We start from the raw sequence: 20,171 nt of genomic DNA, 5'->3' as shown, positions 1-20,171 counted from the left end.
ATGGACGGTTTATTTGGTAATGATGCTGGCAATGATTATTATCTCGTTATGGGTGGGCTTGAAGCAAGAATGCTAAAAGAAACTGCATTAACCGCTTCACAATTCATCAATAATAATAGATTACGAATAGATTTTGTAAATAACATCACTCTTTTTATTGAATGTAAAATGGAGATATTAAGTGGTGACTATCCTGAAACCAGCAAAAAAGAAGCCCTGACTCACCTGAAAGAAGAGAGATCTTATCTTATCCATCAGGAAAATCTCATCAGGCAAAAGAGAGTCACACAGAATATGACCATAGAAATTAAACAAGAAAACAATCTGTGGTCATATGTTGTTAAAGGGGCTTTTATTCTTGGTGGAGCAGGTCAGTTTCTGGCGGGTCTGGGAATGGTAGGAGCAGGATTGACATCCTGTGCCACTTTAGTCGGTTGTGTTGTCGGAGCCGCATCGATCACTGCCGGACTGACTCTTGCAATACATGGGATAAATTCTATCGCGGAAAATTCAATGTCATTATACCGTAACGATCAGAATTATAAGTGGTATGTGAGCGAATGGTATGAGAAAGGTGCCGTTGCTCTGGGGTACACAAAAGCACATGGTGATCTAGTCTATGCCGGTGTTGATATTGCTTTTTCCGGGTACGGATTATTTAAAAACGTGCTCAAACCTGACGCCTGGAGGCTGTTTCACTATGTTAATAGTGATTTCCTGAAAGGCTATCAAACGATGAGTCGCCCTGCCTTGTATTTGGAAATTTTCGTGGACGGCAATACTGCTTTATCCGCTTCAAATACGGCGAAATCGATGTAAAAATAAGAGACACAAATAATCATTCAATCGATTATTTGTGTCTTTTGCTTTCATTGGATGATGGACTAATAAAAACATGCACAAATAGAAAAATAGTGGCAATAGTTCGCACAATCGTATTTCCTTCGACCCATTGGTTTACGAAAGTTAACAACACACTAACTCCCTTTTCCAGTATGGAAAAGTGAATTACACCAAAAAAAGATGTAACTAACAGAAAGATAAAGAATGTTATCGAGTTAAGTTTTCTGCCAGAGAAAAGGTGCTTTAACTTAATGACAATAAACAACCCAGAGAGTGAAAAAATCAAATAACACACAGCAACAATATATTCACTCATCTCTTTCGGCCTCTTCATATTTACGCTTTAACACATTCACAAGCCTGTGACATTTGAACATATAATTAACAGCATATATTTTATATGCAACAAAAATTATGAATGCATATATCGTGAACAAAATAAAACCAATTGTAGCATCACTTTCAGGTGAGAATATTGGTATACAACATAAAGCACTAAGAATAAAAAAAGTAATCACAAAAGGTTTAAAATGTCTGGCAAACTCACGCACAACCCACTCCAGAGTTGCTGGATACTTTTCAGCGGTAAGCAATAGTTTGTCTATTTCTTTTTTTGTAAAGCCACTCTCATTCATCAGCTTTATTAATTGTTCTTCATCCATGTGAACCTCAAATATATAAATAGCAGTCCAATAATTCTACGCGCCTTTCCCCTTTAATAGAAATAGTCGATATCGTAAAAACAGATGCCAATAAAATAAACTCACATTAAATATATCAGCTTAGCCTCACCGCACCGAACCACCAGCAGCATGATCTCTCGCCATGACAGGGGGCCCGATCCCCCTGTAAACTATCGCGAAATTTCACCACTCTGCGGCCTGTTATGACACCCCATCGCACCTTGTACAGCCATCTTCCGGCGATCGACAAATTGTTACGTGACGCCTCATTCAACGCCTTGCTGCACAAATTCGGCCACACTCAGGTGGTCAATACCCTGCGTGAGATGCTGGAAATAGCGCGCGAGCATATCCGCACGCGGGAAGCCCTGCCATCCTGGAATGACGATTGGGCAACACAGGTGCAGACACGTCTGGAATCCAGCCAGCGCAGCGCACTGCTGCCGGTGTTTAACCTGACAGGCACCGTACTGCACACTAACCTGGGCCGGGCGTTGCAGTCGCAAGCGGCGATTGAAGCGGTGACTCAGGTCATGCGCCATCCCATCACGCTGGAATATGACTTACACGGCGCGGAACGTGGGCATCGTGATAAAGCGCTGGCATCCCTGCTTTGTGAGCTGACTGGCGCTGAAGATGCCTGCATCGTAAATAACAACGCGGCGGCGGTGTTGTTGATGCTGGCGGCCTGTGCCAGCGGTGAAGAAGTGGTGGTATCACGTGGCGAACTGGTGGAAATCGGCGGGGCATTTCGAATTCCGGACGTGATGCGGCAGGCGGGCTGTCAATTAGTTGAAGTCGGCACCACCAACCGCACGCACCTGAAAGATTATCGCCAGGCCGCAGGTGAAAACACGGCGCTGTTGATGAAAGTCCACACCAGCAATTACCAGGTTGCAGGCTTCACCAAAGCGGTCGACGAAGCCGAACTTGTCGCACTCGGCAACGAGCTCAACATCCCCGTCGTAACAGACCTCGGCAGCGGCTCGCTGGTTGATCTTAGCCAGTGGGGATTGCCGGAAGAGCCGATGCCGCAGCAACTGATTGCGGCAGGCGTGAGCCTGGTGAGTTTCTCCGGCGATAAACTTCTCGGCGGGCCACAAGCAGGCATTATCGTTGGCAAAAAAGAACTGATTGCCCGTATTCAGCAGCATCCGCTAAAACGGGCGTTGCGCGCTGACAAAATGACACTCGCCGCACTGGAAGCCACATTGCGCCTGTATCAACATCCCGAAACACTGGTCGAAAGGTTGCCGACATTACGCCTGTTGACCCGCAAAGCAGCTGACATCTCCGAACAAGCCAATCGCCTGTTACCCGCATTCCAGAGTAAATATGGAGCGCAATTTACGGTGCAGGTCGAACCTTGTTTATCGCAAATTGGCAGCGGCTCGCTGCCGGTTGACCGCTTACCGAGCGCGGCACTCACGTTCACGCCAAAAGATGGCCGCGGCACCACGCTAAGTTCGCTGGTAGAAAGCCTGCGCGATTCATCCACACCCGTTATTGGCCGCATCAACGATGGACGTTTATGGCTGGATTTACGCTGCCTTGAAGATGAATCAGCCTTCATGGAGAACCTGAACTGATGATTATTGCTACCGCCGGGCACGTTGACCACGGCAAAACGACACTGCTACAAGCCTTAACGGGCGTGAACGCTGACCGCCTGCCGGAAGAAAAAAAGCGTGGCATGACCATCGATCTCGGATACGCCTACTGGCCGCAACCGGATGGCCGCATTCCCGGTTTTATTGATGTGCCAGGCCATGAAAAATTCCTCGCCAATATGCTGGCGGGCGTAGGCGGTATCGACCATGCGCTGTTAGTGGTCGCTTGCGATGACGGTGTGATGGCGCAAACCCGCGAGCACCTCGCCATTCTGCAATTAACCGGGAAACCGTCTCTGACCGTCGCATTAACCAAAGCTGACCGCGTGAGCGCTGCGCGTATTGATGAAGTACGGGCAGCGGTTGTGGATACCCTCGGCGAATTCGGCTGGCAAGACGCGGCGGTATTTGTCACAGCGGCCACCAGCGGTATCGGAATTGACGAACTACGTGAGCACTTACTTACACTGCCAGAGCGCGCACATCCGCGCCAGCATCGATTCCGCCTCGCCATTGACCGTGCTTTTACCGTAAAAGGTTCAGGCCTGGTGGTGACCGGTACGGCGTTAAGTGGCGAAGTGAATGTGGGTGATTCGTTATGGCTGACGGGTGCTGATAAACCGATGCGTGTACGCGGTCTGCACGCGCAAAACAGCAAAACGGATACCGCCTGTGCCGGGCAGCGCATTGCACTCAACATTAGCGGTGATGCGGAAAAACTTGATATCAAACGTGGCGACTGGTTACTGGCTGAAAAACCACTCCAGCCGGTTGAGCGCGTGATTGTTCAGTTGCAAAGCCATGCACCGCTGCAACAATGGCAACCGCTGCATATTCACACCGCCGCAAGCCACGTGACGGGGCGAATTTCGCTTCTGGAAGACGACCTCGCCGAACTGGTGTTGGATGTCCCACTGTGGCTTGCCGACAACGACCGCCTGGTGCTGCGCGACATCAGTGCTCGGGTAACGTTGGGTGGAGCGCGAGCCATACTTTTGCACGCACCGCGCCGGGGTAAACGCCAGCCGGCATTTTTGGCATGGTTGCAGCAGCTCAAACTCGCTGAAAATGACCAACAGGCGCTCGATATTCACTTGCAGCGCAGTGCCGTCACGCTAACTGACTTCGCCTGGGCACGGCAATTGACAGCTCAGGGTTTGCAAGAGTTGTTGGCCGACACCGACTCTCTGCGCGCGGGCAACAATCTGCTCAGCGACGAAATGGCGGCGCGCTGGAAACAGAAATTGCTCGACACACTCGAACGTTATCATCAGCAGCATGACGACCAACCCGGCCCAGGGCGCGAGCGCCTGCGTCGCATGGCGTTGCCAAGTGAAGACGAGCCGTTGGTTCTGGCGTTAATAGAAAAAATGCGCCAGGAAGGGTTATTGGCAAGCCGTCAGGGTTGGTTGCATTTACCCGACCACAAACCGGGTTTCTCTGCAGAGCAGTTGGTCGTGTGGCAAAAAGTCGATGCGCTGTTTGGTGATGAGCCGTGGTGGGTACGTGACCTGGCACGAGAAACGCAGCAAGATGAACAAGCCATGCGCCAGCTGCTGCGATTTGCCGCACAGCTTGGGCTGGTCACTGCGATCATAAAAGATCGTTATTATCGAAATGATCGGATTCAGGTTTTCGCCAATTTGATCCGTGAATTAGATCAAACACAAGGCGCCACCAGTGCAGGGGATTTCCGCGATTCCCTGGGCGTTGGTCGCAAACTCGCGGTACAAATTCTTGAGTACTTTGACCGCATTGGTTTTACACGCCGTCGCGGTAATGACCATCTGCTGCGAGATAAGGCGTTGTTTATGGTTGAGCAGTGAGAACTAACAGGGGTGCGATTGCACCCCTGATTCGTTTTCTAACCCGTCAGAACAGCCCTAACGGCTTATCGGAATAACTCACCAGCAAACATTTAGTTTGCTGGTAATGCTCCAGCATCATTTTATGCGTTTCGCGCCCAATACCAGATTGTTTATAGCCGCCAAACGCAGCATGTGCCGGATAAGCGTGATAACAGTTCGTCCACACGCGCCCCGCCTGGATGCCACGACCCATTTTGTACGCCAGATTACCGTTACGACTCCAGACACCCGCGCCCAAGCCGTATTCCGTATCGTTCGCCAGCTCAAGTGCCTCCTCCATAGTCTTGAAGGTGGTGACGGCGAGAACAGGGCCGAAGATCTCTTCCTGGAAGACACGCATGTTGTTTTTACCAAACAGAATCGTCGGCTCGAGGTAATAACCGGCTTTCAAATCGCCTTCCAGCGCTTTACGACGCCCGCCGGTGAGCACATCTGCGCCCTCTTTTTTGCCGATATCAATGTAGTTCAGGATAGTTTCCATCTGCCCTTGTGAAACCTGCGCACCCATTTGTGTACGGGAGTCCAACGGGTTGCCACTGCGGATAGATTCGACGCGGCGAATCGCACGTTCCATAAAACGTTCGTAAATGGATTCCTGCACCAGCGCGCGGCTTGGGCAGGTACACACTTCGCCCTGGTTAAAGGCAAACAGCGCGAAACCTTCCAGCGCCTTGTCGAAGAACGCGTCCTCTTCGTCCATCACATCAGCAAAGAAGATGTTCGGGGATTTACCGCCTAGCTCCAGCGTCACCGGAATAATATTCTGGGTCGCGTACTGCATGATCTGTTGGCCTACTTCAGTGGAGCCGGTGAACGCCACTTTGGCGATGCGTTTTGACGTCGCCAGATATTCACCGATTTCACCACCTGCACCATTCACCACGTTGATGACGCCCGGCGGCAGTAAATCTCCCACCAGTTCCATCAGCAACAATACGGAAAGCGGGGTCAGACGCGCCGGTTTCAGCACGATGCAGTTACCTGCCGCCAGCGCCGGAGCCATTTTCCAGCTCGCCATCAGTAGAGGGAAGTTCCACGGAATAATCTGCGCCACCACGCCAAGCGGTTCGTGGAAGTGATACGCCACGGTATCGCCGTCGACTTCACTGATCCCGCCTTCTTGTGCACGAATACAGGATGCAAAATAGCGGAAATGGTCGATAGCTAAAGGTACGTCAGCACCGCTGGTTTCGCGGATCGGCTTGCCGTTATCCCAGGTTTCCGCCGCCGCGAGCAGCTCAATGTTCTGCTCCATACGATCGGCAATTTTAAACAGAATATTGGCGCGTTCCTGAACGGACATTCCGCCCCAACCTGCTTTTGCTTCATGCGCCGCATCCAGCGCTAAATCGATATCGCCTTTACTGGAACTGGCAATCTCACACAGCGGTTGGCCCGTCACAGGCGTCAGGTTTTCGTAGTATTGCCCTTCAACCGGTGGGACCCACTGGCCACCGATAAAGTTGTCATAACGCGGTTTAAGTTTTAGCGGAAAACCATACTCGCCAGGGATGATTCGGGTATCTGGAGGATTATTTGTCATGTGTATCTCCTTGTCGGTTTGCACACACAAGCGTAGTCGCCAGTGGTGATTTCTTCGCCAATGTTTGAAGGCTTTACGACACAGGTCACGGATTAATAATCGAATGATTCGGAGTATTCAGCCAGCAGGCAGAATGATTTGAGACATACTTAATGATTCCCTTTTTTCCATTTACCCGTTTATTAGACCCTAAAGATTTAGAGGAATGCTGATGCGCCTGTTTATTGGTTTCGATGTAGGCGGTACCCATGTTAAGCACGGTTTATTCACAGAAGAGGGAGAGGTGCTGATTGCCGAAGAATATGACACTCACTATGACAAGCAGCTGTTTCTTGATGCCTGGCAAAGTGTGGTTGCAGGCTATCGGCAGCATAATGAAATTGCCGGTATTGCCATCAGTTTCCCCGGATACATAAACCCTCATACCGGAAATGTCCCCAAGGCTGGCGCGCTAGAGTTTCTTGATGGCAGCAATCTACTGGAGATTTTCGGCGCATTAACCGACCTTCCGATTACCGTTGAGAATGATGCCAACTGCGCCGCACTCGGTGAAATGTGGCTGGGCGCGGGGAATGAGTATGAGTCACTGGTCTGCATCACCATTGGCACCGGTATCGGCGGTGGAATTATCGTAAACCGCGAATTAATGCGTGGTTCGCACTTCCGCGCGGGCGAGTTTGGTGTTCTGCCTGTGGGAAAATACGGTGAAGACATGCACCAGCTCGCCTCTGCCAAAGGGCTGATGGAAGCATGCCGCCGCGAAATGAACATCCCCGCAGAAGAGAAAATCCGTGGTCAGGATATTTTTGCCCGCGCCGAAACAGACCTGCATATTCAGGGCGTTATCGACAATTGGGTGAAATACCTGGCGCGCGGAATTTATAGCGTGGTGTCTCTGTTCGACCCGCAAGCCATTTTACTCGGCGGTGGCGTCAGCACACAGCCAATGCTGTACCCAATGCTGGAACGTCATCTCGAAGGATTTAAATTCTGGGATGTACTGAAAGTCCCGATTCGCCCTTGCAAGCTGGGCAATAAAGCCGGAATGCTCGGCGCGGTGTGGCTGGCGAAGCAGAAATAGCCGGTGTAAATGGGTGGATGTCGCTTACGCTAATCCACCCTCAACTTTTACTCGCCATTCACCCAAATACGCATTTCCCCTTCCCCACGGTTTGCCCAACTAAACCACGGAATAAAGGTCAGCTTCTTAGACTCGGCTTTCACCGGCGATTTATCGTAGTGATACAACGCCTGTTGGTCGACTTTCTCGCAGGTCTTCCGCAGGCCATCGGCCTGAATCAGCACTTTATGGGCGAAGATGCCTTTGCCTTCAATCAGGTTAAATGTGCTCTCTTTTGGCAGCCAAAGGTTATGCAGTTCCGCGCCGTTATCCGCTTCTTCCAGGCAATACACCAATGGCCCGCGCTGCACCGCCACTTTCCCGGCTACATGGCGCAATAACGGATGACCATATACACGGCGAACCGGCATTGGCAGCGTCAGAGTGAGGTGGTCACCCTCTTGCCATAGACGATGAAGATGCAGATAACCTTTGCGCATTTCCCCTTTGCAGCTTTCACCGTTGAGCAACACTTGCGGGCTTTCGCACCAGTCTGGCAAACGCAACGCGAGTGTGTGTTGCACCGGAAGCGCAGAAGTCACGGCAATTTCGACCTGTTCGTGCCACGGATAATCGCCGCTAATTTTCAGGCGTAATGCTTTGTCACCCACCGGCACTTCCATTTCGTTTCCAACATACAGATGTACATACAACGCGTCCGGTTGCGGGGTGTAAATGTAATGGCCGAGCGAGGTCAGCACACGCGCGATATTGGGCGGGCAGCAGGCGCAGCCAAACCAACGCTGGCGAACCGGTTTCACGTGGTCATAAATATGGTTAAACGCCAGGGTTTTCGGATGCACTTCCAGCGGATTAACGTAGAAAAAGTGTTTACCATCCAGCGCCATGCCACCCAGAACGGTGTTGTACAACGCACGTTCCATCACGTCTGCAAAACGGCTGTCAGCTTCCATTTGCAACATGCGGCGGGCGTACATCATCAGTCCAATAGAAGCACAGCTCTCTGCGTAAACCGTGTCATTGGGCAAATCGTAATCCGAGCTAAACGCTTCGCCACTGCTTTGCGAGCCAATCCCACCAGTAATATACATCTGGCGCTGCACCATGTTGTCCCACAAACGCAAACAGGTCTGGCGCTTCTCTTCGTCTTTATGCAGCCGCGCAAGGTGCGCCACGCCCGCCATCAGGTAAACAAAGCGTACCGCGTGGCCAATGGCCGTTTGCTGCAGTGCCAATGGTTCATGTGCCTGGCTATAGGCTTTGTCTTTCACCATCCATGCCGGGCCGTGAATGTTCCAGTGCGAGGTACGCCCACGTTTTTCATATTCAATATCGTAGAAATGCGGCTGTGCTCCACGTTCTTCAACAAAGTAATTCACCAGAGCTAAATAGCGCTGATTGTCAGTCACTTCATACAGGCGCATCAGCGCCAGTTCGATTTCAGGATGCCCCGGATAGCCATGGAGCTGATTCGCACCCGGACCAAACACACTGTCGATGTGGTCAGCCAGACGACACACCACTTCTAACAAGCGGCGTTTTCCCGTCGCCTGGAAGAAAGCCACACCGGCCTCAATCATATGCCCTGCGCAATAAAGTTCGTGGCATTCGGCGAGATTCGTCCAGCGCTCGGTCGGGGCTTTGACGGTGAAATAAGTATTCAGATAGCCGTCTTCACACTGCGCCGCTTCAACCAGTTCGATAACGTCGTCGGCCGTTTTTTCAAGCTCTGCGTCTGGTTTCTGGCACAGTGACCACGCCACCGCTTCCAGCCATTTCGCTACATCGCTGTCCTGGAAAACCATGCCGTAAAACTCGCCATCTTTACGCCCTGCGGCAATCTCAAAATTCTCGATGGCGTGGCTCGGGTCTGCCTCGGTAATGCGATCATTTAACGCGTCCCACTGATAAGGGATCACCACATCGCGCACCAGCCGTTGGTACTGGCCCAAAAACGCATCTGTCACTTTCAGTTTGTGCAGGTCTACTTCCTGTAAAATATCAGGCTGATTCATAACAACTCCTCAGACGGTCTGGACATGGCGCTGACGTAGGTCAGTGGAAATTTGCGCCATCATAGGGTTATTCAAACGGCAACGGCGAATCGCCAGAGCCAGTAACAGGTGGAATGCGGCCGGCAACAAGGTTTCCAGCGCAGTAATGCCTGACAACGACGCCGCTGTTTGGTGTTCTGGGCCTGGCTGATAGGCCACAAATATAAACACCAGACTGATGATTCCGGCACTGGCGGCCCAGGCTAATTTGATAAAGAACAGATTGAACGCGAAGTTCATGCCAGATGAACGCACACCGGTTTTCCATTCGCCGTAATCATCGGCAAATGCCATGATGGAAAAGTGCAGCGGCAACGTGAAACCGAGAATCACGCCATTTGCCAGTATCACGAACAGCCATAAGGTCTGGAACGCCGCGCCGGTAGGTAAAAGCCACATGCCAACGGCAAGAACGGCCAACACCAGATTGGTGTAGTAATAGAGTTTTACGGTATCGAAACGCTTAGCCAGCGGGTTAACGATCACCGCCCCCAGAATCGATGCGAACGTCACCATGGTGAAGAACAGAGAGGCAAAGCCAGCGCTACCTTGCAGTACATAGGTGATGAAATACATGTAGCCGCCGCCGCGCAGGTTAAACACGTTGATCAGCAGGAACGACATCACCAGGCTCAATAACAGCTGATCGTTTTTACGCAGGCCCGCCAGGTGTTCGCGCAGGGTAAATTTGCCCATCAACGCCAACGGCACACGTTCGTGCACCCAGAAGAAGCAGCACAGGAACATTCCCACCGCCACGGTACACAAAATGCCGACACCCATCTGGTAGCCTTTTGCGGCGTTGCCCTGACCGATTATTTCCACAAGCCACGGCAAACCAACGGATACCAAAAAGCCCGCTACGCCACACAGCACAAAGCGCCAGGACTGACAGGAAATCACTTCATCGTGGCGAGTTGTCATGGTGTTGATCAACGCACAGTAAGGCACGTTGATGGCGGTATAGCCGATGGAAAGCAAAAGGTAGGTACCGAATGCCCAAAGGATTTTCATATTGGCGCTGAGGTCTGGCACGGTGAAGGTCAGCACGCCGATAACGCCAATCGGCACCGCAACCCACAATTGCCACGGGCGAAAGCGCCCAAAGCGGCTTTGTGTACGGTCAGCCAGAATCCCCATCAGAGGGTCGGAGATGGCGTCAAAGACACGCAAAGCGATAAACAGCGTGCCGACAATAGCGGGGGTTAATCCAAAAACATCGGTATAGAAAAAGGTGAGGAAATTCATGATAAGACAGGTGATGACTGTTCCGCCCGCATCACCTAATCCGTAACCTATTTTCTCGCGTATCGAGAGCCTGTCATTTAAAGCCGAAGTTGAAATATCAGTATTATTTATAGGGGTAGAGGTCATGATTTACGCCTCGATATTTTATGGGTATTTGGATTTAAAAACTGGGTTTGTTATTTTTGTATTTGCAAATGACCTACATAAATTGGCACTCAATCTAGAGAGCAACAAGGCGAGAGAAAAGTATAAAAAGATGACAATTCCGACCTAAAGATAAAACTGTGAACAAGATCGCCAAACGTCGCGAGTAATCCCACCCAGTGAAGGATTTTTACTACACTGGTTCGGGAATGCAGATTCAATGGTGATCTAATTGCTTGATTTAAATATATCTTTACCCATATCAGTGCAAAACGGCGGCTTGTTTATTTCGCGAGGTGTCGGTAGCCATCCACAGCGTGAGCTCGACTCGTGGGAATTAATTTTCGTTGAAAAAGGGATACTTACGATCCGGGAAAATGACACGCTGTTCAGCGTTAAAGAAGGGGAAAGTTTATTACTCTGGCCCCACAGGAAACACGTCGGAGTAGGAACCTTCCCGTCTGATTTAAAATTCTACTGGCTACACTTCGAACTCAATGCGCAACATAATAAAAAATTAGACTTGCCGGTATCGTTAATATCACTACCTCAACATGGGCAAGTGATTAACCCCCAATATGTTATTTCTTTATTCCGCCAGTTTTTAAGCGAGCAAGAATCCATGATGCGCAGCAGCGCACTGGAGTTAATTTTATTGCTGATCATGCAGCAACTTTCCGTAGCAGTGCTCGACAATACGCATACAGATAACAGTGGCGCAGTCCTTGCTTACAAAGCACAACAATTAATTCGCACTCAATTTCATCTGCCGATTTCCACATCGATGCTTTCAAGCCAGTTGCATTGCAATGCGGACTATCTTGGGCGCGTTTACCGTCAGACTTTCCAGTTAACCATTACCGAGGCGATTCACCGTCAGCGCGTGCACAGTGCAGAGAAAATGTTGATTGGCGACGCCTGCTCATTGAGCGAAGTCGCCGAACGTTGCGGGTTTCAGGATGTGGGCTATTTCCGGAAGGTATTTCGTAAAGCGATGGGATTAACACCCGCCGCATGGAAGCGGCGCTACAGTAAGGTGCATATTAATTCGGATTGAGGGAGCGCGCAGATATACGGGTACAGTAAAACAGAGGCGAGTTATTGTCGGTAAAGAGATATCCCGAGTCATTTTCACGCAAGATATGCACGCGCAGCCCGCGATCTTTAGTATAAAAAAAATCAGGCAGGAAGGTGAAAAGTTGCTTCATGTCTTCCGGCGGATCGCTGCTATCATCAGCGACCATAATCGTGTCGCCTTGCTCCTTCCAATATTTGAAGGGGAAATTATTGGTGCGAGATACAGGGGAATTATTACTACGATGGAATGACCCCAAACTTTCAAAACTCCCGAAGCCGTCCGCGAAGGTATAATGCATAATCGAATTATAATATTCATCCTTACCAATTAGGATTAACTGACTTTCACAGGAGAAATGATTTTCATCGTAACGAATATACGCGATAGATAGCAATGGGATAAAAATCATTGACAAAATGCCTACCCAGATAACACCTAATTTTTTATTGTTCATAGGCACCTCGTTTGAAAAAGTAGGACTTGCAGTGCGCGTCTCGGATCTCTATTTTCTTATTACATAGCTGAACGGATGAACCTTCCTGCAGACGATTTATCGTCATATAAACGACGCTGCCCATGTTACAAACCAGAGGATAACGTTTATTCATGGCGACAAAACTGTTTGTGCTGGTATCTACACCAGGATAAGAAGAATAAAGTTCACAGCCGTTAACCAAACCGATGTAGCTATAGTTTTTGTAAAATGAGTCTTCTTTTATCAGGTTTATAACAAGCATGCCCCAGCAAAGTACGGCAAGAAGGCCTGCAAATAAAAATGACCATTTTGAACTTATAAAGTGCGCAAAGCGACCAGGTGTTTTTTTATTCTCAACCATGCTGACAGGTATGTTTGTGAATACTTCTGGCTGAGTTTCTGAATCAGATAAAAAATCTTCGGGAACGCCAATGCGCAATACGGCTATCGACTTAAACCCCATCTTTGGCATTGTTTTGATGATGTCTTCGGCAAGGCCCGCTGATTTAAGCCCTTTCCTGATTGACGCAATATTCTGGTAAAGCGTATTTGTCGTGACCACTGAACCGTGTTTTTCCCACACCTCTTCGAACAAAAACTTCTGTGTTAGCACCTGATTATTATGCTCAAGCAGCTTCAGTAAACATTCGCTCGCAGGCGTGTGGATAACAACAGCCCTTCCGTCATGGCCTTGCACAGGACGAAGGCTGTGTTCATCCGGATCAAAAACAAGAGTGCCGTTGATCAGGAAAACACGTCTCATCATTGAGCTCCACTTAACGAAAGAGCGGGCGTTATTGTCTCGCCGACCACAACCTGTAAAATCAAAAAAATCTTAATCATATTTTTTCTTTTTTATAATCAATGAATTACAGATTACATCCTGTAACGCATGCACGCTAACAAGAGTAATAACTCAGGACTCTGAATCAGTATAAATCACATAACATCACTCCTCATTGCATCCGGAGCCTTTATGATGAGATTCATCCTTTGGCAGATGTATTGGTTAAACGAATGGACAACGTCAATCTTGATTAAGGTTATTGACTGGAAGGAAGGGAGCAGAGACGCAATAGCATTCAAAGCTTAATTCAGCACAGATAATCCAGTAAAAACAGATCTGTATCGGGTTATCCAGTTGAACTCTCTGTTTAAAACAGAAATTTGGTGTTTTACATTGAGCTATGGCGACATTACAAAAACCAGCATAAATAATTAACAAGTCCGCCCTCCATCAAAACTTTATGCTGAAAATTTCACTCAGGAAACTCGTTATGCTTCACCGCCCCCATTTTAAGGGCTAAAAAACGCAGGTCTGACTCGATGTTGAAAGTATTTTCTGCCCACATATAATCGTCCTTATAAAGTTTGTGGCTTATAAGAAATATATATGTTCGGCAATACTATGGCCATTGCTATTACCTATGAGCATGAAAGACATGAGCTACCATTTATATGGCTTTATTATCGGCAAAGAAATTCATTTTGATGTAGAAACTGGGCGGATGTATCGCCTTCCTTCTACCCGAGCTAATAAAAATTTTATTTTCGGCACAATTTCATTTAATGAGACTATGTTGCAGTTATTTTTGTATCTGCTAAAGCATGCCCGTAATAGAGAAGTGACCAAAGAAGAACTGTTCAAGAACGTGTGGGAAAATAATGACCTCAGTTCTTCATCACAACGTTTGTGGCAGGTACTCCACAACCTTAATAAGAAACTTAACACGTTGGGCTTACCTGCCGACTTTATTCGCAACATCAAGGGCTGTGGCTACATTATTAACTACCTTGATATCACGCCAGTCTATTACAGAATTAGTGATCTCCTGCCTAATTCTGAGCAAACAAAGGAGAGAGTGAAGTTAGTTAATATTCTGGGAGATTGAGTCGCCTCAGAATCTCTTGCCCTGGGCATAGTATGCCCAGGGACTTTTTATAAGCACCTGGGCTTCACACCGAAACGGAATATAACGATGAATGTAAAAAACTATTTTTCAAATTTAAAAGTGAGTAAAAAGCTTTCCTTCGGGTTTACAGTGGTTTTGTTGGTTACTGTTGCCATCGTTATATCGGGCATCGTCGGCTTAAAAAACGTGCAAGATAAAATTAATAAAATGTCGATGAGCACACAATTATTTAACTCACTTTCAGCCGCAAGATTGGGTCGTACCAATTACCAATACACCCATAATGCAAAATATCTTGAGCAAAATAAGAGTGCGCTGGCAAACATGGATACCATTGTGAGCCAAATGAAGCATCTTAGCTGGTCAAATGAAGGGATGCAGTCACTGGTCGTCACTGAAAAAGCGGTTAAAAACTATATCGCGGCAACCCGCCCTTTTGTTGACGCGTTAAGTCAAAAAGAGAAAGATATTCAACTCCTGGATTCGAAAGATCTCTATAACAAGTCTTTAATAGCCGATCGACTAAGCCGTGATAATACGCTGAATGACGATCAGCAAACCCAGCTTTCGCAGCTCGCTTTTATGTTCAATGATATCGACTCTGCGCTGAACGATTATAAAGAAAACCCAACAGATCAGAGTCAAAAAGCCCTCGATGGGCGTCTTGCCAACGCCATTACCAGCGCCGAACAAATGTTAGCGGTGCTCCCGGCGATACAACACGACTGGCTGCAAAAAAGCATGCAGGAGATGCACGGTTTTGCTGCGGAAATGCCGCTTTATCGTACCTCATGGAATACGGTTAACACGGCATCGAACAACTTAACTGCGCGGGCAGTGGAGTTAACGAGTGCGGTCACAAATCAATTTACGCTACAACAAAAAACGGCTGAGAAAGGCGTATTGAATGCCGAGTTGCAGATGGAAATCGTCGCGCTTATCGGGATTATTATCGGCATATTGATGGCCTTCGTGATCACCCGTTCTATTACGCGCCCATTGATTGAAACGTTGCAGGTTGCCGAGCAAATTGCCAAAGGCGACCTCACCAGTACGCTGGAAAGTGTCCGTCGTGATGAGCCGGGTCTGCTGATGCAGGCTGTCGCCACGATGAACAGCAATTTGAAAGATATTATTCATAACGTGCGTGATGGCGTCGACAGCGTTGCGCGTTCATCGTCTGAAATTGCCGCCGGTAATATGGATTTATCCGCGCGTACTGAGCAGCAATCTGCCGCCGTGGTGGAGACCGCCGCCAGCATGGAAGAGCTGACATCCACCGTCGCCCTGAATGCCGAAAATGCCAAACATGCGCGCCAATTAGCGGAAGCCGCCTCGCAAAAAGCCAATGAAGGAAGTCAGATTTCTAAGATGGTCATCGACACGATGAAAAACGTACAGAGCAGCTCGCACCGTATTTCGGAAATCACGACCGTCATCAACAGCATCGCATTCCAGACCAATATTCTGGCGTTAAATGCCGCCGTTGAAGCAGCACGAGCGGGAGATCAAGGGAAAGGTTTTGCCGTAGTGGCAGGTGAAGTGCGTAACCTGGCGCAGCGAAGTGCGCAGTCAGCAAAAGAGATTGAAACCTTAATTCACGAATCAGTTTCTTACGTCGATTCAGGGTTCCGTCTGGTGGAAGGTGCAGGTGTCGCCATGGAAAACATTGAAACGTCCGTTATCCAGGTGAGAGATATCATGAGTGAAATTGCGGCGGCGACCGATGAACAAAGCCGAGGGATTTCGCAGATTGCGCAAGCGATGGCAGAAATGGATACAACGACCCAACAGAATGCGGCATTAGTCGAAGAATCTTCCGCTGCCGCAAGTTCGCTTGAAGATCAGGCGGTGCAGTTGGAGAAAGTGGTGTCGATATTTCGGGTTTCAAAAACTCAAACAGAGGCGGCAGACATTCGCCCTTCTGCCCCTCATCACACTCAGCCAAAACCAGCCAGAAAAACTGCGGCGAACAGTAAAGATAGCTGGGTAGAGTTTTAACGATTTTTTGCTGTGCCAACGATCTGGGAAATGGGCGGTAAACCGCCCTTAATAACCATAAAAATTAGCCATGGAAGGCAACACTCAATACTGCGCGCCGCGCGCATCCGTGAAGCCGTACAGCGAGTAACGTTTCTGCAATGGCTGGCCGCCATCACGCGTCAACGGCACCCAGTTGAAGCCTGCCTCGGTGTTCGTCGGTCGCGTACTCAGCAAATCCAGTGGAATCGAGATATAGAACCCTTTGGTGAAGCTCCCTTCGCCGTAATCGTGAGACGACACGTTGGTCAATGTGGCGTATGCACCAGCGGTAATCCCACTTGAGAAGCGGCGAGAAATATCCAGCGTGCCGCCTTTATCGCCCGCCAGATAGCGCCCGACACTCACTTTCAACAGGAACTCATCAGCAAACCACGGCTGCCAGTAACCCGTCACATTCCCGGTGGTCACGCTGTAGTCGGCCATTCTCATCGGGTCGTTCCAGTCACGCTGTTTAACCCAGTTCAGATCGGCACCCACGGCCCACTGTTGATCCAGCGGACGGTACAGCACTTCACTCCCCACCCCGGCAAACATCATTTCCAGATAGCCGCCGTAGTTCTGCATGTACCAACCATCGCCCAGTGCGCCAATACGCGTAAGTTGCAGGTTATTCAGGTACAGGTCGCTACTGTCGACATACTCACGAATATGGGTACGCACCTGCGGAATGTGGCTGTCAGGCGGAGGAGCGGTGAAGTTGAACTTGTCGTAGTTGTTGTACACGTTAAGCCATGCTACACCGCCAATTGTCCAGTTATCGGTCAGTTGGTAATCGACACTGCCGCTCAGCGCAAACTGATACATATAGAACGATTCAGGCCCGCCGAATGACTGGTTTAATATCGGCGACCAGTCAAAGCTCAGAGAAGATTGCTTCTCGGCGTATCCAGCCTGCATATGCGGTGGCTGCTGTGGCTCCAGATGCACGTCAATGTTTTCAGGGTTAGCCGCGCCGAGTGGCACACCGCTAAACGCCTGGTCAAGCGACGCCACATCACTGCGATGGCTGATCATTGGCAGACGTTCGCTGTTTTCAGTCACCACAATCTGACGCGTGCCTTCCGGCAGATTATTCATCACGATGCGGTTAGCGCGCTCGATCCCTTCCTCGCGAACCCGGTAATCGGTTTGCTCACCAGAAACATACACCGTATCCCCTGCCCGCTGGATGGACGGCGATGATAAACCGGCGTTGTCACGCAGCGCATTAAGCTGGGCATCCGCTGTGTGCGGGTCAAAATCTGCGGGTTGCGTGGCTGGCGCATAAACAGGCCGGGAAGGTTTTTGTGCCGGACTGCGCAGCGCCTCAAAATTGGTGACCAGCGTGAAGCCGAAGGTCATCGTGTTGCCACGCTCATAACCCAGATTCAGATCGCCCCAGTCACCCAGGCGGTACAACATCCCAACGTTAATCGGGCTATCTTGTGCCAGCTTTCCGGCGCGATCGTCACGGTAATTATTCCCGTCGTATTCCACCTTAAAGCGCAGTGGCTGCCACGGCGTCTGGTATTCCACACCACCGAACAATGCCGCTGGGCCGTGGAAGAAACGGTCCGAATCAACCTTACCGCCACTGCCGCTGTAACCTTCCTCGCGCTGGCAAAAACCCTCGCTGGCTTTGCAGAATGGGTTAGTGATATTGCCGCTGTTGCCAACATAGCCCCAGCCCATACCGAGCGTGAAATCAAACGGCCCCGCCGCTTTCGTCGCCACCAGATATTCGCTGTCGAACAAGCCAGTACCGCCGATATCTCTGAAGCCTAACGAGATGTCCGGCGTCCAGCGAGTTTCCTGCCACAGGCGAGCTTTCAGGTCGATAGCTTTATCTTTATAGGTCTGGTCACCACTGAAATCTTCCGCACCGTAACGGCGAGTACGCACGTCGGTATAGCGGATGGTGCTTTCCAGCCACGGCATCAACTGCAAGGTTAACGACCAGAAGCGGTATTGGTCATTGTCCCGGTAGTTCACGTTGAATTCGCCAGAGGGGGCCATACGTGCGGTGGGCATCTGCAATAAGCCAACACCACCAAAATCTGACTGCGAAGGGGTGACGTACGGGGTATATAACGGCGTGCCCCAGTCAGCACAGGCCACGTGACTGAAGCCGCCAAGAGACAGCGCAATCATAGAACTGAGTGTAGTGAGCTTCATGGCGCGACAGTCCGTTGTGTAAGCAAGTGGATAATGTCCTGGTTAAGCGACTGATAACCTTGTGGTAATGCAGACGTTTGCAGGTTCAACCAAATCTGGCTGCCGGGCTGTGGCTCATGGTAACGACGATTCCAGTAACCAGTAGGGACGGTTTCCGTGGTGCCGTCTGGCGCAATCACCGTCACGGTGTCCCCGTCGATACCGGGTTGTTGCTGGTCAATAGAGACATAAGCAGCGGTCTGCTTACCTGCAACCCAGGTGACGGCAGTTCGTGAGCTGTTCCATAACGTCAGGTCCGGTTTCGGAACGGTCGTAATGTACAGACGATAAGCGCCCGCAAGCTTCGGTGAATCTTCAGATTTCAGACGTACAACATCCGGGTCCAGAGAGAGGGGATAAGCACCGACCGCTTTCCATTCATTGATACGCTGGCGCAAAACGTTAACGCGCTGAGCCAGAAGAGAATCGCCCTGCTGCTGCAACTGTTTACCGAGTGCTGCAAGCTTTGCGACAATCTGCTGCTGGCGTTGCTGCTGTTCCGCATCGCTCGCCGGTGTTGAAATCTTCGCGGTGCGCCAGTCGATATTGGTAGGCAGTGCAGAGCTTGTGACCAGTTCACTCAGGTCATTGGCATTCACATTGGCGGTGGAACATGCAGGCTGACAAATAAGAGTAACCTGCCCCTGGCTGTAACTCAGCGGGGCTACCGCCAACAAGGTGGCGGTAAGCAAGAGTGGTTTCATCATCAGGAATAAGGTTTCAGTAAAGTGAGGGACCACACCGGGCCATGAGGATGCAGGGTTTGTTCGCTGTGAACCACCTGCCCGGTTTGCGCATCAACCCAATAACGTTGGGTATAAGTGGCACCATCACCAACGGATGAAACTTGTTCTTCCAGCAGACGATAATTGCGGGTGTTACCGACAATGGTGAAATCTTGCGTGCCTGCCCAATGGAAGCGTGAAGTCACTGAAGCCGCGTGGAAAGAATCACTCTTCCATTGCGTTTGTGCTTTCCACTGCTGCCCTTCCTGAATGGTTAACGGATTGGCTAATGGATCTGGGCTGCTGCTTTCGAACGCCAGCAGGTTATCCGGAAAACCGATGGTTTTAATAATGCGTCCATTTTGCGTGGCGACCATTTTTGAATCGGCGGTGAGCCACTTCTGAATATGGTTTTCATTCCAAGCCAGCACGATAAAAGCTAACGGGCCGTCATCCACTTTAAGGGACATAGACGCATAGGGAACGCTGCTAACTTTACTGCTATCGATTTTCGCATCCTGCGAAGAAAAGGTCTGTGTAATAGTCTGTGAAACAATACCAGGGCGATATTGGCTGCAGGCGCTGAGTAAAATAACCGCGCCGGCCAGGCATATTTTTTTATACATATTAAGAGCCGTAAGCTGGCAATAAAAATGGGGTCCCCAGAAGA

16 protein-coding genes are annotated in these 20,171 nt (G+C 49.7%); 7 read left to right on the top strand and 9 right to left on the bottom strand.

The window, feature by feature from the left end; all coding sequences use genetic code 11:
- Window positions 1-819, top strand: coding sequence for a DUF4225 domain-containing protein (locus tag BSPA111_RS16430; protein ID WP_183272224.1), 819 nt, complete (start codon window positions 1-3; stop codon window positions 817-819).
- Window positions 820-1,151: 332 nt separating this feature from the next.
- Here the strand turns inward: BSPA111_RS16430 and BSPA111_RS16425 are convergent, their stop codons facing one another.
- On the bottom strand, window positions 1,152-1,505 hold the full coding sequence (locus BSPA111_RS16425; protein WP_183272223.1) for a hypothetical protein: 354 nt from the start codon (window positions 1,503-1,505) through the stop codon (window positions 1,152-1,154).
- A gap of 224 nt (window positions 1,506-1,729) precedes the next feature.
- Between BSPA111_RS16425 and selA the strand changes: the two genes are divergently transcribed.
- Together selA and selB are read left to right on the top strand one after the other, a co-directional pair.
- Complete coding sequence (selA, locus tag BSPA111_RS16420) at window positions 1,730-3,115, top strand: L-seryl-tRNA(Sec) selenium transferase (protein ID WP_183272222.1); 1,386 nt, start codon at window positions 1,730-1,732, stop codon at window positions 3,113-3,115.
- On the top strand, window positions 3,115-4,962 hold the full coding sequence (selB, locus tag BSPA111_RS16415) for a selenocysteine-specific translation elongation factor (protein ID WP_183272221.1): 1,848 nt from the start codon (window positions 3,115-3,117) through the stop codon (window positions 4,960-4,962). The genes selA and selB overlap by 1 nt, the downstream gene beginning before the upstream one ends.
- Window positions 4,963-5,008: 46 nt before the next feature.
- Here the strand turns inward: selB and BSPA111_RS16410 are convergent, their stop codons facing one another.
- The gene (locus BSPA111_RS16410; protein ID WP_183272220.1) at window positions 5,009-6,547 is read right to left on the bottom strand and encodes an aldehyde dehydrogenase family protein; all 1,539 of its coding nucleotides are present in this window, start codon (window positions 6,545-6,547) and stop codon (window positions 5,009-5,011) included.
- A 211-nt stretch (window positions 6,548-6,758) separates the two neighbouring features.
- On the opposite strand from BSPA111_RS16410, the gene BSPA111_RS16405 reads away from it, so the two are divergent.
- Window positions 6,759-7,628 carry an ROK family protein gene (locus BSPA111_RS16405; protein ID WP_183272219.1) on the top strand — a complete coding sequence of 290 codons (870 nt, stop codon included), beginning with the start codon at window positions 6,759-6,761 and terminating at the stop codon, window positions 7,626-7,628.
- 47 nt (window positions 7,629-7,675) lie between these two features.
- Here BSPA111_RS16405 and BSPA111_RS16400 read toward each other — a convergent pair whose 3' ends face one another.
- Window positions 7,676-9,643, bottom strand: a complete 1,968-nt coding sequence (locus BSPA111_RS16400) for a glycoside hydrolase family 127 protein (RefSeq protein WP_183272218.1) — start codon at window positions 9,641-9,643, stop codon at window positions 7,676-7,678.
- Window positions 9,644-9,652: 9 nt separating this feature from the next.
- On the bottom strand, window positions 9,653-11,056 hold the full coding sequence (locus tag BSPA111_RS16395; RefSeq protein WP_183272217.1) for an MFS transporter: 1,404 nt from the start codon (window positions 11,054-11,056) through the stop codon (window positions 9,653-9,655).
- 250 nt (window positions 11,057-11,306) lie between these two features.
- Here BSPA111_RS16395 and BSPA111_RS16390 point away from each other — a divergent pair, with 250 nt between their 5' ends.
- Entirely contained in the window at window positions 11,307-12,131 is an 825-nt protein-coding gene (locus tag BSPA111_RS16390) for an AraC family transcriptional regulator (RefSeq protein ID WP_183272216.1), read from the top strand.
- Here BSPA111_RS16390 and BSPA111_RS16385 read toward each other — a convergent pair.
- Together BSPA111_RS16385 and BSPA111_RS16380 are read right to left on the bottom strand one after the other, a co-directional pair.
- A complete protein-coding gene (locus BSPA111_RS16385) occupies window positions 12,118-12,606 on the bottom strand; it encodes a hypothetical protein (protein ID WP_183272215.1) in 489 nt (162 codons plus the stop codon). The two genes, BSPA111_RS16390 and BSPA111_RS16385, sit on opposite strands and share 14 nt — an antisense overlap.
- A complete protein-coding gene (locus BSPA111_RS16380) occupies window positions 12,596-13,393 on the bottom strand; it encodes a winged helix-turn-helix domain-containing protein (protein WP_183272214.1) in 798 nt (265 codons plus the stop codon). Before BSPA111_RS16380 ends, BSPA111_RS16385 begins: the two co-directional genes overlap by 11 nt.
- 676 nt (window positions 13,394-14,069) lie before the next feature.
- Here BSPA111_RS16380 and BSPA111_RS16375 point away from each other — a divergent pair.
- Complete coding sequence (locus BSPA111_RS16375) at window positions 14,070-14,519, top strand: helix-turn-helix domain-containing protein (protein ID WP_183272213.1); 450 nt, start codon at window positions 14,070-14,072, stop codon at window positions 14,517-14,519.
- Window positions 14,520-14,753: 234 nt separating this feature from the next.
- Window positions 14,754-16,541, top strand: coding sequence for a methyl-accepting chemotaxis protein (locus BSPA111_RS16370; protein WP_255459296.1), 1,788 nt, complete (start codon window positions 14,754-14,756; stop codon window positions 16,539-16,541).
- A gap of 84 nt (window positions 16,542-16,625) precedes the next feature.
- On the opposite strand, the gene BSPA111_RS16365 is transcribed toward BSPA111_RS16370, so the two are convergent.
- The 3 genes from BSPA111_RS16365 to BSPA111_RS16355 are packed head-to-tail and all read right to left on the bottom strand — an operon-like array spanning window position 16,626 to window position 20,127.
- Window positions 16,626-18,737, bottom strand: coding sequence for a YjbH domain-containing protein (locus BSPA111_RS16365; protein WP_183272211.1), 2,112 nt, complete (start codon window positions 18,735-18,737; stop codon window positions 16,626-16,628).
- The gene (locus tag BSPA111_RS16360) at window positions 18,734-19,483 is read right to left on the bottom strand and encodes a capsule biosynthesis GfcC D2 domain-containing protein (RefSeq protein ID WP_183272210.1); all 750 of its coding nucleotides are present in this window, start codon (window positions 19,481-19,483) and stop codon (window positions 18,734-18,736) included. The genes BSPA111_RS16365 and BSPA111_RS16360 overlap by 4 nt, the downstream gene beginning before the upstream one ends.
- Window positions 19,483-20,127, bottom strand: a complete 645-nt coding sequence (locus BSPA111_RS16355) for a YjbF family lipoprotein (RefSeq protein ID WP_183272209.1) — start codon at window positions 20,125-20,127, stop codon at window positions 19,483-19,485. Before BSPA111_RS16355 ends, BSPA111_RS16360 begins: the two co-directional genes overlap by 1 nt.
- Window positions 20,128-20,171 lie beyond the last annotated feature (44 nt).

Origin of the sequence: Buttiauxella sp. A111, from assembly GCF_014189855.1 — a bacterium.
In the GTDB taxonomy this organism is placed as follows: domain Bacteria; phylum Pseudomonadota; class Gammaproteobacteria; order Enterobacterales; family Enterobacteriaceae; genus Buttiauxella; species Buttiauxella selenatireducens.
The sequence above is the reverse complement of the archived record's forward strand: the minus strand, read 5'-3'. Positions and strand labels throughout refer to the sequence as shown.

Excerpts from the sequence above, each read along its gene's own strand:
- BSPA111_RS16430 (WP_183272224.1), top strand. The coding sequence starts at position 1 with ATGGACGGTTTATTTGGTAATGATGCTGGCAATGATTATTATCTCGTT.
- BSPA111_RS16425 (WP_183272223.1), bottom strand. The coding sequence starts at position 1,505 with ATGGATGAAGAACAATTAATAAAGCTGATGAATGAGAGTGGCTTTACA.
- selA (WP_183272222.1), top strand. The coding sequence starts at position 1,730 with ATGACACCCCATCGCACCTTGTACAGCCATCTTCCGGCGATCGACAAA.
- selB (WP_183272221.1), top strand. The coding sequence starts at position 3,115 with ATGATTATTGCTACCGCCGGGCACGTTGACCACGGCAAAACGACACTG.
- BSPA111_RS16410 (WP_183272220.1), bottom strand. The coding sequence starts at position 6,547 with ATGACAAATAATCCTCCAGATACCCGAATCATCCCTGGCGAGTATGGT.
- BSPA111_RS16405 (WP_183272219.1), top strand. The coding sequence starts at position 6,759 with ATGCGCCTGTTTATTGGTTTCGATGTAGGCGGTACCCATGTTAAGCAC.
- BSPA111_RS16400 (WP_183272218.1), bottom strand. The coding sequence starts at position 9,643 with ATGAATCAGCCTGATATTTTACAGGAAGTAGACCTGCACAAACTGAAA.
- BSPA111_RS16395 (WP_183272217.1), bottom strand. The coding sequence starts at position 11,056 with ATGACCTCTACCCCTATAAATAATACTGATATTTCAACTTCGGCTTTA.
- BSPA111_RS16385 (WP_183272215.1), bottom strand. The coding sequence starts at position 12,606 with ATGAACAATAAAAAATTAGGTGTTATCTGGGTAGGCATTTTGTCAATG.
- BSPA111_RS16380 (WP_183272214.1), bottom strand. The coding sequence starts at position 13,393 with ATGATGAGACGTGTTTTCCTGATCAACGGCACTCTTGTTTTTGATCCG.
- BSPA111_RS16375 (WP_183272213.1), top strand. The coding sequence starts at position 14,070 with ATGAGCTACCATTTATATGGCTTTATTATCGGCAAAGAAATTCATTTT.
- BSPA111_RS16370 (WP_255459296.1), top strand. The coding sequence starts at position 14,754 with ATGAGCACACAATTATTTAACTCACTTTCAGCCGCAAGATTGGGTCGT.
- BSPA111_RS16365 (WP_183272211.1), bottom strand. The coding sequence starts at position 18,737 with ATGAAGCTCACTACACTCAGTTCTATGATTGCGCTGTCTCTTGGCGGC.
- BSPA111_RS16360 (WP_183272210.1), bottom strand. The coding sequence starts at position 19,483 with ATGATGAAACCACTCTTGCTTACCGCCACCTTGTTGGCGGTAGCCCCG.
- BSPA111_RS16355 (WP_183272209.1), bottom strand. The coding sequence starts at position 20,127 with ATGTATAAAAAAATATGCCTGGCCGGCGCGGTTATTTTACTCAGCGCC.